Annotated in this window: 14 protein-coding genes and 3 pseudogenes; 10 read left to right on the top strand and 7 right to left on the bottom strand. The window is 34.2% G+C overall.

All coding sequences use genetic code 11. The annotated features are described in order from the left end of the window. A pseudogene (locus BAU27_RS23225) lies at positions 1-524 on the top strand (hypothetical protein); the annotation flags it as partial. Between the two features lie 274 nt (positions 525-798). Here the strand turns inward: BAU27_RS23225 and BAU27_RS23230 are convergent. The 3 genes and pseudogenes from BAU27_RS23230 to BAU27_RS23240 form a co-directional block, all read right to left on the bottom strand. Then, positions 799-882 (bottom strand): annotated as a pseudogene (locus BAU27_RS23230) (YolD-like family protein); the annotation flags it as partial. 53 nt (positions 883-935) lie between these two features. Next, a pseudogene (locus BAU27_RS23235) lies at positions 936-1214 on the bottom strand (Y-family DNA polymerase); the annotation flags it as partial. Positions 1215-1322: 108 nt separating this feature from the next. Continuing rightward, positions 1323-1553 carry a helix-turn-helix domain-containing protein gene (locus BAU27_RS23240; RefSeq protein ID WP_002150963.1) on the bottom strand — a complete coding sequence of 77 codons (231 nt, stop codon included), beginning with the start codon at positions 1551-1553 and terminating at the stop codon, positions 1323-1325. A 291-nt stretch (positions 1554-1844) separates the two neighbouring features. Here BAU27_RS23240 and BAU27_RS23245 point away from each other — a divergent pair, with 291 nt between their 5' ends. From BAU27_RS23245 to BAU27_RS23260, 4 genes are all read left to right on the top strand, one after another. Next, positions 1845-2165: a hypothetical protein gene (locus BAU27_RS23245; RefSeq protein WP_071772087.1), complete on the top strand. Its 321-nt coding sequence runs from the start codon at positions 1845-1847 to the stop codon at positions 2163-2165. Positions 2166-2180: 15 nt separating this feature from the next. Further along, the gene (locus tag BAU27_RS23250) at positions 2181-3347 is read left to right on the top strand and encodes an FtsK/SpoIIIE domain-containing protein (protein WP_071772088.1); all 1167 of its coding nucleotides are present in this window, start codon (positions 2181-2183) and stop codon (positions 3345-3347) included. A gap of 22 nt (positions 3348-3369) precedes the next feature. Further along, a complete protein-coding gene (locus BAU27_RS23255; RefSeq protein WP_071772117.1) occupies positions 3370-3945 on the top strand; it encodes a replication-relaxation family protein in 576 nt (191 codons plus the stop codon). 436 nt (positions 3946-4381) lie between these two features. Continuing rightward, the gene (locus BAU27_RS23260; protein WP_071772089.1) at positions 4382-5029 is read left to right on the top strand and encodes a lysozyme family protein; all 648 of its coding nucleotides are present in this window, start codon (positions 4382-4384) and stop codon (positions 5027-5029) included. 162 nt (positions 5030-5191) lie between these two features. On the opposite strand, the gene BAU27_RS23265 is transcribed toward BAU27_RS23260, so the two are convergent. Both BAU27_RS23265 and BAU27_RS23270 read right to left on the bottom strand, forming a co-directional pair. Beyond that, positions 5192-6694 carry a sensor histidine kinase gene (locus BAU27_RS23265; protein ID WP_071772118.1) on the bottom strand — a complete coding sequence of 501 codons (1503 nt, stop codon included), beginning with the start codon at positions 6692-6694 and terminating at the stop codon, positions 5192-5194. Positions 6695-6707: 13 nt separating this feature from the next. After that, positions 6708-7373, bottom strand: coding sequence for a response regulator transcription factor (locus BAU27_RS23270; protein ID WP_002150943.1), 666 nt, complete (start codon positions 7371-7373; stop codon positions 6708-6710). Positions 7374-7536: 163 nt separating this feature from the next. Between BAU27_RS23270 and BAU27_RS32430 the strand changes: the two genes are divergently transcribed. The 5 genes from BAU27_RS32430 to BAU27_RS23290 all read left to right on the top strand — a co-directional run bounded on the left by BAU27_RS32430 (position 7537) and on the right by BAU27_RS23290 (position 12486). Continuing rightward, the gene (locus BAU27_RS32430; RefSeq protein ID WP_002150942.1) at positions 7537-7713 is read left to right on the top strand and encodes a hypothetical protein; all 177 of its coding nucleotides are present in this window, start codon (positions 7537-7539) and stop codon (positions 7711-7713) included. Between the two features lie 584 nt (positions 7714-8297). Continuing rightward, positions 8298-9506: a S1C family serine protease gene (locus BAU27_RS23275; RefSeq protein WP_071772090.1), complete on the top strand. Its 1209-nt coding sequence runs from the start codon at positions 8298-8300 to the stop codon at positions 9504-9506. 263 nt (positions 9507-9769) lie between these two features. Continuing rightward, positions 9770-11194, top strand: a complete 1425-nt coding sequence (locus BAU27_RS23280) for an ABC transporter permease (protein WP_071772091.1) — start codon at positions 9770-9772, stop codon at positions 11192-11194. Positions 11195-11205: 11 nt separating this feature from the next. Beyond that, positions 11206-11892, top strand: coding sequence for an ABC transporter ATP-binding protein (locus tag BAU27_RS23285; protein WP_002150937.1), 687 nt, complete (start codon positions 11206-11208; stop codon positions 11890-11892). Positions 11893-12270: 378 nt separating this feature from the next. Beyond that, positions 12271-12486: an alpha/beta-type small acid-soluble spore protein gene (locus BAU27_RS23290; protein ID WP_001167057.1), complete on the top strand. Its 216-nt coding sequence runs from the start codon at positions 12271-12273 to the stop codon at positions 12484-12486. A 72-nt stretch (positions 12487-12558) separates the two neighbouring features. Here the strand turns inward: BAU27_RS23290 and BAU27_RS23295 are convergent, their stop codons facing one another. Together BAU27_RS23295 and BAU27_RS23300 are read right to left on the bottom strand one after the other, a co-directional pair. Beyond that, the gene (locus BAU27_RS23295; protein ID WP_002162054.1) at positions 12559-12972 is read right to left on the bottom strand and encodes a hypothetical protein; all 414 of its coding nucleotides are present in this window, start codon (positions 12970-12972) and stop codon (positions 12559-12561) included. Between the two features lie 509 nt (positions 12973-13481). After that, positions 13482-13949: a hypothetical protein gene (locus tag BAU27_RS23300; protein WP_071772092.1), complete on the bottom strand. Its 468-nt coding sequence runs from the start codon at positions 13947-13949 to the stop codon at positions 13482-13484. Positions 13950-13972: the final 23 nt, after the last annotated feature.

Below are 13972 nucleotides of genomic sequence, written 5' to 3' on the forward strand. Positions count from 1 at the left end.
CAGGCCCAACAGGAGCAACAGGCCCAACAGGAGCAACAGAAGGTTGTCTTTGTGATTGCTGTGTTTTGCCTATGCAGAACGTTTTACAGCAACTTATTGGGGAAACTGTGATTCTTGGCACTATTGCAGACGCGCCCAACGTCCCCCCTCTTTTCTTTTTATTTACTATCACTTCCGTAAATGATTTTTTAGTTACAGTTACAGATGGTAGCACATCCTTTGTGGTCAATATTTCTGATGTAACAGGGGTAGGATTTTTACCACCAGGGCCATCTATAATATTACTTCCGCCTGTAGACTCAGGATGCGAATGTGATTGTCGTGAACGACCAATTAGGGAGTTATTGGATACGCTTATCGGTACTACAGTGAATCTTTTAGCAAGTACTGGTTCTACTGCAGCAGGTTTTAACGTGGAACAAACAGGTCTTGGTATAGTTCTAGGTACTTTACCTATAAATCCAACTACAACCGTTAGGTTTGCTATTTCAACCTGCAAAATTACAGCTGTGAACATTCTCTAAAATTTAGAGATGTATAATAAAAAATAGTACAAAATGCCCATCAACCCAACATTTTGAAGTACCCCCAAAACAAAAAATGTACATTTTCACCTGAGGATGCCAATTTTTTCGTTTTGGGTTATTTGCTTTTCTTAGCTTGATAGGTATGTGGTGCGCCCCCTATAGCCAACCCTATACCATGATTAGATGTATTCTATTCTTGGAACCATAAATTCGCCACAAACAAAAAGAACCATAAGCTTGCCCAAGCGGCAAAGTTATGGTTCAAATTACAAATACCAGCAAACTGTTCAGGCATTGCTGCGAACGGGGTCCATTTGACCATTCCTCTTCCTTTTGGCATAGTAGCGTTTTTCATGCTTTATGTCCCCCTAACAATGTGTTTCTGTATCTTGCTGTCGCACTATTTGTATTTGAGCATTTGATATAAGTTCCCATAATTGGGTTTACAACAAGAATGTCTTTACGCCGCGGTAATTCATACAACCTTACCATTTTCTTAACACCTAATGCCTTTAATGGTGGTGTTGCAGCTAAAACAATGGAGCCACTCCTGTTTACGTCTCCTACTACAGCTATTTTGGTATGTAGTGGGTCTAATCCCATCTTGATACAGGACACGCTTGCATAAAAGCTACGAAGATCTACACATAAAACAATTCGATTTGGCAAGATTGAGTAATCATACACCGATATGCCTCCTTAAACAAGAACGTCTGTTCTTATTACGGGCGAATGTATGTTCTTTTATAAAGTGGTTTTTGTAAAAAAATAAAACTGACTCTAGTTAGCCAGTTTTTACATATCCCAAAAGTCGGTGGATTTAACATTGGGTTTTATTTGCCTAATAACTTTTAAAATTTTTTTCATTACAGTTGGACTAGGTATGTATTCTTTATCATTGCACGCCTTTGAAACCGTAGGACGACTTAATTTCGCGGTCTTTTCTAAATCATTTTGGGTGAAGCCATTCCGATCTAAAAAATCACCTAATTTTGTTCGGTTTTTCCCTCCGAATTTCCAAAACACTTAAATCCCTCCTGAACCTATTTTCAACATTGTGGACATAAATGTAAAAAACTATTCGCATAGACGGCAAAAGTTTTTTACATAATGTACAAGCTGTCCACAATATGATGTATCAAAGCAGCTACCACGGTATTTATTAAGATAGAAGTATACGAGGTTACCAAAGTAAGTTGCGAATAATTACCACAGTATTTATCAAGATTTCTACCAAGGTAAAACTACCACGGTATTAAGTAGATGAAGCTATGTAATATCTACATTCTAAATTCTGTTTATAAAGGGGGTATTTAAATGTGTGCTAGGAAAGAAATAATTCCTTTTCGCGAGTTTATGGATCGGTCATACAAAGATAAAGAACAGAAAATCCGTAAATACAATTCATTAAGTCCTTTCGCATTCCTTCATATGTCGGATCAGGTATTACATACTTACATTGCATTAGGAGTTATGGGAACGATTTTAATCGGAGCAGTCATGTTAGAAAAATACTTGGTGCGACATGACTATATATCGGCAGCTAAATTTGTAAGTGAAGGTATTTATCACGGAACGCGAATTGGTGGAGTTTGCTTGATTGGATATGTATTTGTTCGTATCATAATCATGTTTTAAGGAGGGAAGGGAGTAATGGGGATTATAAAGGAGTGGATTCGTACGCAAAGGTTAAGGAATCAGCTTATGGAGGTGTTCGGAAAAGCAGGTTTATATACGGAACATCAAACGCGTGGAGGCAAAGTACCTATTTATCCAAAGATACATGATGTTTCCTCTTCGAAAGAAAGCGTGAGATATGTATTTACCATCCCAAACGGATTAGATCCACAGAAGATTGAAAAGAAGTGGTTCTGTTTTCAACAAATATTAGGACGGAATCTTACGATTGAAGGTGATATGAAAAAGTTTGTACTACATGCATTCCGTTCAGCTGCTGGACTAAAACCATACAATTACTGTTATAGAGAATGGCAGCCCTTATTAAAAGGGTACCGTCTTCCTGTTGTGGTTGGCCGGGATCAATTTGGAAAAACGATTACGTACGATATGATTGATTCCAATACACCACACTTATTAATAGCAGGAGAAACGGGAAGTGGGAAAAGTAGTATGGTACGTGTTGTATTATCCACACTCATTCAATATATGTCTCCTGATACGTTGCATTTGTACCTTGGTGACTTAAAAAACTCTGAATTTCATTTTTTGCGTAGAGTTAAGCATGTGAAAGAAGTTTGTATGGAAGAAATTGAAATGAAAATAATGCTTCAAAAGGTATGGAAGGAAATTAGAGAACGAAGAAAACTTATGGAAGAATATGAAGTTGATCATATTGATGCGTACAACAAATTAAATCCTAATCATCAAAAACCATATATTCTACTTGCTATCGATGAAGTGGCCATGCTAAAAGATGAAAAAGAGTGTATGACTACAATTGAAAAGATTTCAGCAGTCGGCCGATCACTTGGGGTGTTTCTTATGCTTAGTATGCAGCGGCCAGATGCGAAAGTGTTAGATGGTAAGTTAAAGCTCAATATGACCGTAAGAATTGGCTTTAAATGTGATAGTGCAATTAATAGTAATATCATGGGTACTCCTGGTTCAGAGCATTTAGAGCAATCAGGCCAAATGATTTTAAAACGAAATGGATTAAAGAAAGTGCAAGCTCCTTATTTGGAATTAAGTAAGGCGAAACAGATTGTTGAAACATATCGCATGTCTAAAGAGGAGAAAATACTCCAGAATTCATCTCAAGAAGAAATTCCGTTATTTGGGGTGTTAGATGATGAAGAGTAGAGATAAAGGAATTTTGAATGATTTGAAGCGATTTAGATGCATGTCCCGTGACGATATTATTGACTTGCATTTTCAAGGCTTAAAGAATGCGGTAACTTGTTGTAATACGGTTATGAAACGATTAAGAAGAGACGGCTATGTTGATGCTAACGTATTACAGCACCCATACATTTATTTTCCGCAGCCAAGTTCTATCAGAAAGACAAGTCAAAAAATTCCTCATTTCCTTGGTATTGTGGACGTATACAAACAACTCGTTCATTATGAAAATCCTAAACTATTTGAAGTTGAACCAAAGTATGGGAAATTATATATGGAGCCGGATGCTTTTACAATATGGCGTAGATCGCCATTCTTTATTGAAGTTCAAAAGTCAGTGTACAGTAAAAAAATAATGCAAGATAAGATAAACAGATATGAGTTATACTTCCATAGCCAAGAATGGCACAATGAATCCTGGCAACCGAAAAGTTCTAAATTCTTTCCTTCAATCCTTATCATTACTGACAAACATTACGATGTCCAATCTCCTCATTTACGTATATTTCAGGCGAATTCTATAGAAAGTTTTATGAATAATTTAGCGGTGAAATCATAAAGAAAGCCTGCATAGTGCAGAGCTTTTTTCTTTTCAATAATATATTAAGTCATGTGTGATGATGATTGTTAGAATACAGTAAATGAGCAAAGTAAATTTAAAGTAAGTTATTAAATAGTACAACTTCTTCTAGAATGATATCTCCATAATTAATAACTTGTATGATAACCTCTCGATTATCACTATATCCATTCATATCTACAACTTGTCCCACGTATTCGTTTGTACCAATATCTTTTTAAAGTGCTCTAAAAATGCACTTTATCTTTTCTTTATTTTATCTTTATCTTATCTTTAAATTTTTATATTAAACTTTAAACCTAAAAGAAATAAATTTGAGTCTGAAAGGGGCAGAGAAATAGATGATGATTATTATATATTTTGTAAATAACCAACCGCCATTGAAAAATTGAATTTCTTATACGAGGAGAAATATATGAAGGATATGAGTAAAAAACAAATTATTAAAGTATTCCTTATTAGTATTTTAGGTTTAGGAACAATGCTTGGAATACTATATATTAATCATAAAACTAATGTTCAACAAAATAAAGCGCTCGCTACCGAAAAACGTGTATTGCAATATGAGGCTACCTTGAAAAAAGAATTAGAAAAATATAATTTAGGAGGGAAAACAGCAGTTTTATTAGGAATTATGTACCAAGAGAGTAGAGGTGAGGGAAAAGACCCTATGCAGTCATCTGAATCACTTGGATTAAAGCCAAATGAAATTCAAGAGACAAGCTTGAGCATTGAACAAGGGGTAAAACACTTTGCTAAAATGTACAAATATGGAACGGAAAAAGATGTTAGCATGGATGCAATTATTCAAAGCTATAATATGGGACCAGGGTATATTGATTTTATTGCCAGTCAAGAAGTTAAACAACACTCGGAAGATTCGGCTAAAAAGTTTTCTAAGATGAAAGTTGATCAAAATCCAGCGATGTACAATTGTGGTGGAAATAAAAATAATTTTAGGTATCCATATTGTTATGGTGATTTCACATATGCCACAAAGGTGAATGAAAAAACAAAACTTATTGAAGAACTTCTTCGAAATGTACATAACTCTTCTAAATAAGCTGCAGAATGAAATATAATGATACCGTCAGTTATCAATAATAAAATATTAGAATATAACATATATTGTAAGTAATTATATTTATCAATGTGACGGTATCCTATATGAAAAATCTCGATCTTATTTCTATAGGATGAAGTAAGATCGAGACTCTTTTGTTGTTTACTTGATGGATAATGGAATGGTAACCAAAAATTGTACGCCTTGTTTGGTATTATTCATAGAATACGTGATAGAAAGGGATTCGAAAATTTGTTTTACAATATATAATCCTAAGCCACTCCCTCCAGTATTTCGATTTCTTGATTTTTCGATTCGATAAAAGGGTTCGAATATATGTTGTATATTCTCTTCTTTAATTTCGACACCTGTATTAAGGACTTGCATTTCGATATAGTTTTGCTTAGATTTTTGGCTTAACTTTATATAGACCTTTTCGTTAAGTGGTGAATACATAATCGCATTATGAATGATGTTTTTACAAGCTTTTTCTAAAAGAACACAATCCGTATAAACAAAAATGTCAGAATCGACTTCTTTTATTATTTGAATGTCTTTTTGAGAAGCAAAAAATTCGAGGTCTTTTGTGATTGTACCTATTAACTTCGAAAGATTTATTTCTTCTACTTGTGGTTTAAAGGTATGTTGTTCTAGTTTTGACGTGCTTAAAATTTCGCGAACCAGTTGTTCCATACTTCCAATTATTTGATGATTTTTCTTTAAATATTGGTCACGATTTTGATAAGGGCCGATATTATATATCATCCCTTCTAAGTAACCTTTCATAACAGTAAGAGGAGTTTTTAATTCATGTGCTACAATAGCAAAGAATTCCCTTCGCTTTGTTTCTATTTCTCTTTCTTTTTCAATATCACTTTTCAATTGCTGATTCGCTTTTTGTAAATCAAAAATTGCTTGTTGTAAATTTATGGACATATCGTTCAAGCTATTGGACAATTCCCCTAATTCATCCGTAGAACGAACCTCAATTTTTTCGGAGAAATCTAAGTTTGCCATCTTTTGTGCACCTTCATTAATATAAATAAGTGGTTTTGTAATAAACCTTGAATAGAAATAAGCACTTCCTAAACCAATAACCAGTACAATGATACTAATAAAGGGAAGAAAACGTACCAAGACCTGTGAAGCTTCATCGATCGGTTGAAATGTTGCGAACACCACAAGCGTTAAGTTAACATCTTGGAATTGTATTGGCTTGGTAGCCTCAAATGAATTACGAGATTGAGCCAAACCCTTTATTGGTACTGTTGTAACAAAACCTTTTGCTGGAGTACCCCCCTGAACAGTACCCCCCTGAACAGTACCCCCTTGAACAGTACCCCCTTGAATAGTACTCCCTTGAATAGTACTTTGAAGAAAAGTAAAAGAAGGAGTATAAATAATTGTTCCCTCATTATCTTGAAGGTAGATCACTGCATTATTTTTTTGTGCGTATTCATCAACAAGTGGTGTTGCATTTTGAAGCGTAAGATCTTTAGATTTATCAATTATTTCTTCGATTCCCGTTTGAAGCTGATCTGTTTTGTATTTCTCATAAAATTTAGGGAGAAAGAAGTATAAAGTTACATAAATCAGGGTTGCAAAGGCTAACAAAATGAGGGATGTAGTCATAAAGAGTTTATAGGTAATTCTCTTCATCTTCATGATCTTTACAATCCTATTCATCGATTTTATAACCAATGCCCTTTACTGTTTTAATGTAGGGTATATCTAATTTTTTTCGTATGTTTTTCATATGCGTATCAATCATTCGTGTGTCTCCAGCATACTCATATCCCCAAATTTTTTCTACGATATTTTCTCTTGTGAGTACCTTTTTTTCATTTTGAAGTAGTAGTTGCAAAATTTCAAATTCTTTTGTCGTTAGGGGAACTTCAACTTTATTTACATATACTTTATATGCATCGCCATCGACATGTAGTTCTCTAAATACAAAATGATTATCCGTACTTTGATTATTACTTCTTCTCAGTACTGCTTCGACTCGTCTCATCAAAACATGAAAAGAAAAAGGTTTCGTAATATAATCATCGATTCCAAGATCAAATCCTTTCATTTGATCTTGTTCTTCTTCTAGCGCAGTTAGCATAATAATTGGTATATTTGACTGACTTCGAATCATTTTGGCAACTTCAAATCCATTCAGGTTTGGCATCATCACATCTAGAAGAATTAAATCGAAGGACTGCTTATTAAATTGTTTCATGCCCTCTAATCCATCTGATGCAACTATAACCTTATACTGTTGTGTCATTAAAAATTGTTTGATTAATTCTTGTATTTCTTGATCATCTTCTACCACCAAAATGTGATAGTTCTTCATAATATCACCTCTTGTAGTCATTATAACCTTCCAGTCTGGAGTTGATGTGGAGACGTATTAGAAACACTATAAAAACTTCACAAGAAAACTACATGTATTTCAAATCAGCTCCAGATGCATGAGATAGGTTATATACATAACAAGACAGAGGGAGGTAATCAAGATGTCACTGGAAGCAAACATCATTCTTTCTTTATTAGATGTACAACTGTGGATGGCCACTCATTCGAATAATGGTCGCATAAAAGAGAAAAAACAAAAATTGAAATTAGCGCCGTGCTTAAATAAATACACAAGTGTAAATAAAAGAAAACTATATAAGTCTAGTGAACAAAAATAGAGAGGATCAAATTGATTCTTTTTTTTTGCATTCAATAACGAGGTACTGAAAATCTTTACTATAACTCTAGATTAACTACATATAGAATACAGATTAGGTTTGTATGCTACATGTATCAAATAGAAAGGAATGATACATGATGTTGACGACTTACACAATCTATCAATTTTTATCCCTTCCTTCTTATTTACACGCAAACCTATTACCATCCATTCTCACGAGAACTTTCGGCTCTAAGTTTATAACAAAAGAGTAAAGAATCTAATTGAGGTTATGATTCCTTCTTGCTGCTTTGTGCCAATACCCGTATAACATGCTATGTACATTGAATAATTGATTTGATGAGAGCCGAATAGGCTCTTTTTTTTAGAGACCAGCTCGAGGTGGGGTTGAATATCGTCATACATGTATTTATAGAAAAATTCAAATATAATGCTATTCCTACGAAAAAACAGTTGATTTATGTCTAAACCATGCCTAAAGGTGAAATGTTTTTTGAAATGGTGATTCCTAAATATCACATTCATACATCGTAATTCAAATATGAACATAAAAATATTCAATTGAAATTAAAGGAGAAAGGGATGTTCACAATGGGACATTATGATACAAATCAAACAGAAAACAATAGGAATAAAGTCTATAAAAAAACAGGGTATTTTTTCACAGGAATAATTGGTGCAATGATTGGTGTAATTACCATTGGATTGACCATCCCTTATATAAATGAAATCAAAGGAAATGCAGACCAATCTCCTAAACATAACGAAGTAAATCAGGTTACGCCGACCTCTTACAAACCAGAAGATGTGAGCAACCTTCAAAATATGATTGAATCTGCAAAAGAAGTTGTCGTAGGTGTCATTAACTATAAACAAAATGCAGATGCATTTAATACGCAAGATCAATCAGAAGAAGCAGGTTCGGGATCAGGGGTCATATATAAAAAAAACGGTAATAAGGCTTTCATTGTTACAAATAATCATGTGATAGACGGTGCGAATAATGTAGAAGTGAAATTGAATAATGGTAAAAAGGTTCCCACTAAAGTAGTAGGGACAGATCCATTATTAGATTTAGCGGTATTAGAAATTGACGGGACAGATGTAAAAAGAGTGGCAACACTTGGAGACTCAGAAAAAATTCGTACAGGGGAAACGGTAATAGCCATTGGGAATCCATTGGGGCTAGAAGGTACTGTAACAAAGGGGATTATTAGTAGCAAGGAACGAGAAATACCTGTTAGTACACTTGGAAATCAACAAGTGGATTGGCAAGCACAGGTAATTCAAACAGATGCAGCTATTAATCCTGGGAATAGTGGAGGAGCTTTATTTAATGAACAGGGTGAAGTCATTGGAATTAATTCGAGTAAAATTGCACAACAAGCTGTTGAAGGAATTGGATTTGCAATCCCGATTCATATAGCCAAAACAATCCTAGGGTCTCTTGAAAAAGAGGGAACAGTTAAACGTCCAATGATGGGTGTACAGTTATTAGATGTAGAGAAAATGACAGATTCTGCACGTAATCAATTAAAATTACCAAAAGAGATATCAAATGGTGCCGTGTTGGGGAATATCTCAAATCAATCACCAGCAGAAAAGGGCGGCTTACAGCAGTATGATGTTGTGATTGCATTGGATGAACAAAAAATAGAAAATGTCGTTCAATTCCGTAAATATTTATATGAAAAGAAAAAATTGGGGGATACAATTAAAGTAACCGTTTATCGAAATGGTGAAAAACTAACAAAAACCGTGAAATTAATGGAACAAACACGTACCGCTTAACAGCCACCTTTCGGTGGTTTTTTCTATTTTACTAGTTTTATATGTACGATCATTCCATTCGTCCTCACTCCACATTAATGGACTGGCTCTCTACCAATATTCAAAATCAATTGCGTATTCTAATTTGTGTTCCAGTTTTTCTTGCTAAGGTCAATGAATAAGTACACATAAACTCCATATATCTCTAGATAAACTACTGAGTAACTCCATACAAACTCTAGATAGCGTATATAGAATAACAGCTATCAAGGAGGTTAGGAAAAATGAATTTTATAAAACGCGCAATTCTCAGTATGAAAAAAAGAATAGGAACATCATTAATTTTGATGGCAGTCTTCCTGATTGTTACAAATTTAGTGCTGGCAGGATTCACAATCCAAAATGCATCAAAAAAAGCTGCTGATGCAGCAAGAAAAAAACTAGGTGCAGATGTCACTTTAGGTCTTGATTTTGACAAATTAGGTCAACAAGCTAGGGAAACTGGCGAGATGCCTAAGCCGTCGAAGCTCAACACAAAAGAAGCAGACAAATTAGCGAAGTCCAAGCATGTAAAAGACTATAATTATATAACCAATAATTTCGGAATTGCGGATGGGTTTAAATTAGTAGGAGCTTCAGAAGGAGAAGGAAAAGGAAAAGGTAACGTTGCAATGGTGGGAGGATCAGGTTCAGGTTCAGAAATAGATATGAATTCTTCTCTTATGATAGAAGGAGTTCGCAAGACTCTATTACAAGATAGTTTTAAAAATGGAAAAAGTAAAATCGTTGATGGAAAACCAATTACAGAACAGATGCAAGATCAGAATGTAGCTTTAATGGAAAAACGATTAGCGGAACAAAACAATTTGAAAGTAGGAGATAAAGTTAAAGTTCAATCAGGGGATAAGAAGGAAACTCTTGAAGTTGAAATTATCGGTATTTACGAAACGAATGAGCAACCAATGGGTCAAAATCCCCCTCCTATGATGAATCCAGCTAATAAACTATATATGCCTTACTCTACTTTGAAAAAATTAGAAACAGATGAAGGTATGAGTAGTAGTATTCAAGTTGTGTACTTATTGAACGATCCACAAGACATTGATGCATTTAAAGAAGAAGCAAAAAAATCTGATATTGATTTTAATTATTTTAAGTTAGATGCACAAGATTCATTGTACAAACAAATGATTGGCCCTATCGAAAATATCGCTTCTACGTCTCAAATGATTATCTATATGGTATCTATTGCAGGTGCGATTATCTTAGGATTAATCATTATGTTATCGATTAAAGCACGTCGTAAGGAAATGGGGATTTTATTGTCCATTGGAGAGAAAAAATGGAAACTGATGGCGCAGTTCGTAGTAGAAGTAGTATGTATTGCTATTTTAGCGTTAGGATTATCCCTAACAACAGGAGCTAAAGTTTCTCAATTCGTAGGGAATAACTTACTTTCGAGTGAAATTGCTACAGCAAGCGAAGAAAAAGACAATTCACAAAATGGTAGTGTAATGATGGTTGGAGCTGGTGGTACTCCACAAAACCAAAACGAAGATCCAATTGATAAAATTGATGTAAGTGTAACGGGAGAAGATGTAGGAAAAATGGGGGGAATTGGACTAGCTATTGCTATATTAGCAACGCTTCTTCCAGCATTATCTATTCTACGCTTAAATCCAAAACAAATTCTTTTAAAAGATGAATAAGGAGGCTCGATATGGAGACGATTTTACAATTTAAAAACTTAGATTATTATTATGAAAGTAACGGGAAAAAAGTAACGATACTAGATAATGTTAATTTTTCTTTTCAAAAAGGGCATTTTTACACGATTTTAGGGCCCTCTGGATCTGGAAAAACCACAACTCTTAGCTTAGGTTGTGGGCTGGACATACCTAAAAACGGTTATGTACTATATAATGGCAAGGATATTCGAAAAATTGGTTTGGATCGATACCGCAATCAAAATGTATCCGTAATTTTCCAATCGTATAATTTGATTACCTATATGACCGCTCTTCAGAATGTACTAACAGCAATGGAAATTACAGGTGTGAAGGTACAAAATAAAAAAGCAAGAGCATTAGAATTATTAGAGAAGGTAGGACTCACAGAAGTAGAAGCGAAACGAAATGTCTTGCAACTAAGTGGTGGACAACAACAACGTGTAGCAATTGCTCGAGCACTATCTTGCAATGTCGATTTATTGATTGCTGATGAACCAACAGGAAACCTTGATGGAGAAACAGCAAATGAAATTATTGAGTTGTTTCAGGAGCTCGCTCATCAAGAGGATAAATGTGTAATTGTAGTTACGCATTCACAAGAAGTTGCAAAAAAATCGGATCGAGCAGTTTATTTAAGGAAAAAGAAGTTAGTAGTAAACGAAATTAATAATAGTTAAGAAAAAAGCTAATTTCGTTCTTAATTCACATAATTTTCAAAATTAAAATTATGGCTGTTAATATTTGTTATATAATATATTTGTCAAAGCATTACCCCTGTAGTTTCTATGATGAATCTGTAAGATAGTTTGTCTCGTATATTCACCTGAAACTAAAAAGAACTTGTAGAGATTCCTACAAGTTCTTTTTGTTTTAACGAATTCCTCGAAAGAATTCTCCTTCTTCAAGCGCGTAGCCAAAAGGCCTTGCTTTTTATTTTGCCTCTGATAAAAACATATTGAAAAAAGACACCTTAATGCGTCTTTTTTTTGATCTTTTTACATATTTTTCTGGAAATAGAGCATGATATTACCAAATTCAATGGAGGTGTGTAAGAAATGCAAATTCGCGAAAATAATAATTCAAACGAGATTTTGGTAGGAGCTGCAGCAAGTGCAATTGAACAAATGAAGTATGAAATTGCTCAGGAGTTTGGTGTTACACTTGGACCGGATTCAACAGCACGAGCGAACGGTTCAGTAGGTGGAGAAATTACCAAACGTTTAGTGCGTATGGCGCAAGAGCAATTATCTGGTCAATATAAAATTCACTAAAGTTAAAGGTATATCCCGTTGAAGGGATATACCTTTTTAATTTTTTGAAAGAAGATAATGAAATTTTGATTGTTAGTTAAGCTTAGAAACTGCAAATTTAGCTGTGAAATTCATCTTCTTCATGTATGAAGAATTTGCACCTGCTTGAAATTGTACAGAAATATTACCATCTTTTTGTGCTTTGAATACGCGACCATATGGTGAATTAGCATTGTAGGTGCCCATTATTTGATTATCTGCATCAAAGACCGTATAAGAAATTGGGAACCCAGAATTTTGTACAAAGACTGTAAGTTCTTCCCCTTTATTGAGATTAAATGTTTCCTTTTGAGACACTTCATAAGAACTCATAGAGTAATATTTTGTAACTTCTTGAATTTCTAAATTTGTAGTTGCTGCACTCGCTTTTGGTGCCTCTGCCCCTGGTAAGTTCATACCTGATAGTACTGCAATTCCTAACGCCCCTGATAAAATAACTTTTTTCATAATGCTAGTTCCTCCTTTAATATATTGTGAGATTTGAAAAGGAAGTGAAAATATCACCTCCTGAAACCATTATAGTTACATTGAGAATGGTTTTCAATGGAGGTTGATATGTAATTCTGCATACAAGAGTAGCGATATAACGTAATCTATCAAGTTTAGAAGTATTCTTAAAAGAAGGAGAGAATTAATTTTAAAAATTATGAATGAGATTGTAGCTGAATTTTACATTGTTTGACCTTATTACATGTGTATTAAGTGAATATTTTGTTGAGCTTATTTTTGTATGAAGGGGGTATTACAGATGATTGATTATTATCAAGTATTTTTAATTATCATGACAGGTGTTGCCTTGTTTTTTTATATACAACATTCAGGAAGGATACGTTATTTATTCTAAAATATAAGAAAAAGGAAGGTATAAACCTTCCTTTCATTATCCATTATGTCCATGTAAATATTTAATGACATTATTAAAATATATACTATAAGATGTGAAGCAAACTCCTTATTTAATTTACTAATGTAATTGGCGCTGTGTACATTGTGTCAACGTGGCCATTAGCATGCGTTACTTCAATTTTCATGCGATATGTTCCTGGTTCAGAAATTGCTCCACCATTGCCAGTCTCAGCATCAAAATCTTCATATACGTTTGTTCCAGCTGGTAATAGTGAACCATAGCGAAAATCAGCGTCATAATAATCCCAACCAGTATCGTATTGTTTTTCTACAGATGCTTGGTAATGTACATCATATGCATTATCATTTGTTGCTCGTAGGATAATATTTTGTCCCATTTTGTATTCTGTATTTGAAAGTTGAATTGTGAAATTGTTCAACGTTTCTTTAGGACCACAAATGTATCGGCAAAATTCGCTCGCTCCATCTGCTTGAGCTTTGGGTGTTTCCACGTTCATTGCTGTTAAACCGCCAAGAGCCAATGTTCCTGCTAATAATACTTTACCAAATGTTTTCATTTGAAATTCCCCCTGAATATGTT

Source organism: Bacillus sp. NH11B, from assembly GCF_001884205.1.
Taxonomy (GTDB): domain Bacteria; phylum Bacillota; class Bacilli; order Bacillales; family Bacillaceae_G; genus Bacillus_A; species Bacillus_A proteolyticus.

Coding starts and splice junctions, on each gene's coding strand:
- BAU27_RS23280 (WP_071772091.1), top strand. CDS start 9,770: ATGAATTTTATAAAACGCGCAATTCTCAGTATGAAAAAAAGAATAGGA.
- BAU27_RS23285 (WP_002150937.1), top strand. CDS start 11,206: ATGGAGACGATTTTACAATTTAAAAACTTAGATTATTATTATGAAAGT.
- BAU27_RS23270 (WP_002150943.1), bottom strand. CDS start 7,373: ATGAAGAACTATCACATTTTGGTGGTAGAAGATGATCAAGAAATACAA.
- BAU27_RS23300 (WP_071772092.1), bottom strand. CDS start 13,949: ATGAAAACATTTGGTAAAGTATTATTAGCAGGAACATTGGCTCTTGGC.
- BAU27_RS23275 (WP_071772090.1), top strand. CDS start 8,298: ATGTTCACAATGGGACATTATGATACAAATCAAACAGAAAACAATAGG.
- BAU27_RS23260 (WP_071772089.1), top strand. CDS start 4,382: ATGAAGGATATGAGTAAAAAACAAATTATTAAAGTATTCCTTATTAGT.
- BAU27_RS23290 (WP_001167057.1), top strand. CDS start 12,271: ATGCAAATTCGCGAAAATAATAATTCAAACGAGATTTTGGTAGGAGCT.
- BAU27_RS23250 (WP_071772088.1), top strand. CDS start 2,181: ATGGGGATTATAAAGGAGTGGATTCGTACGCAAAGGTTAAGGAATCAG.
- BAU27_RS23295 (WP_002162054.1), bottom strand. CDS start 12,972: ATGAAAAAAGTTATTTTATCAGGGGCGTTAGGAATTGCAGTACTATCA.
- BAU27_RS23265 (WP_071772118.1), bottom strand. CDS start 6,694: ATGAAGATGAAGAGAATTACCTATAAACTCTTTATGACTACATCCCTC.
- BAU27_RS32430 (WP_002150942.1), top strand. CDS start 7,537: ATGTCACTGGAAGCAAACATCATTCTTTCTTTATTAGATGTACAACTG.
- BAU27_RS23245 (WP_071772087.1), top strand. CDS start 1,845: ATGTGTGCTAGGAAAGAAATAATTCCTTTTCGCGAGTTTATGGATCGG.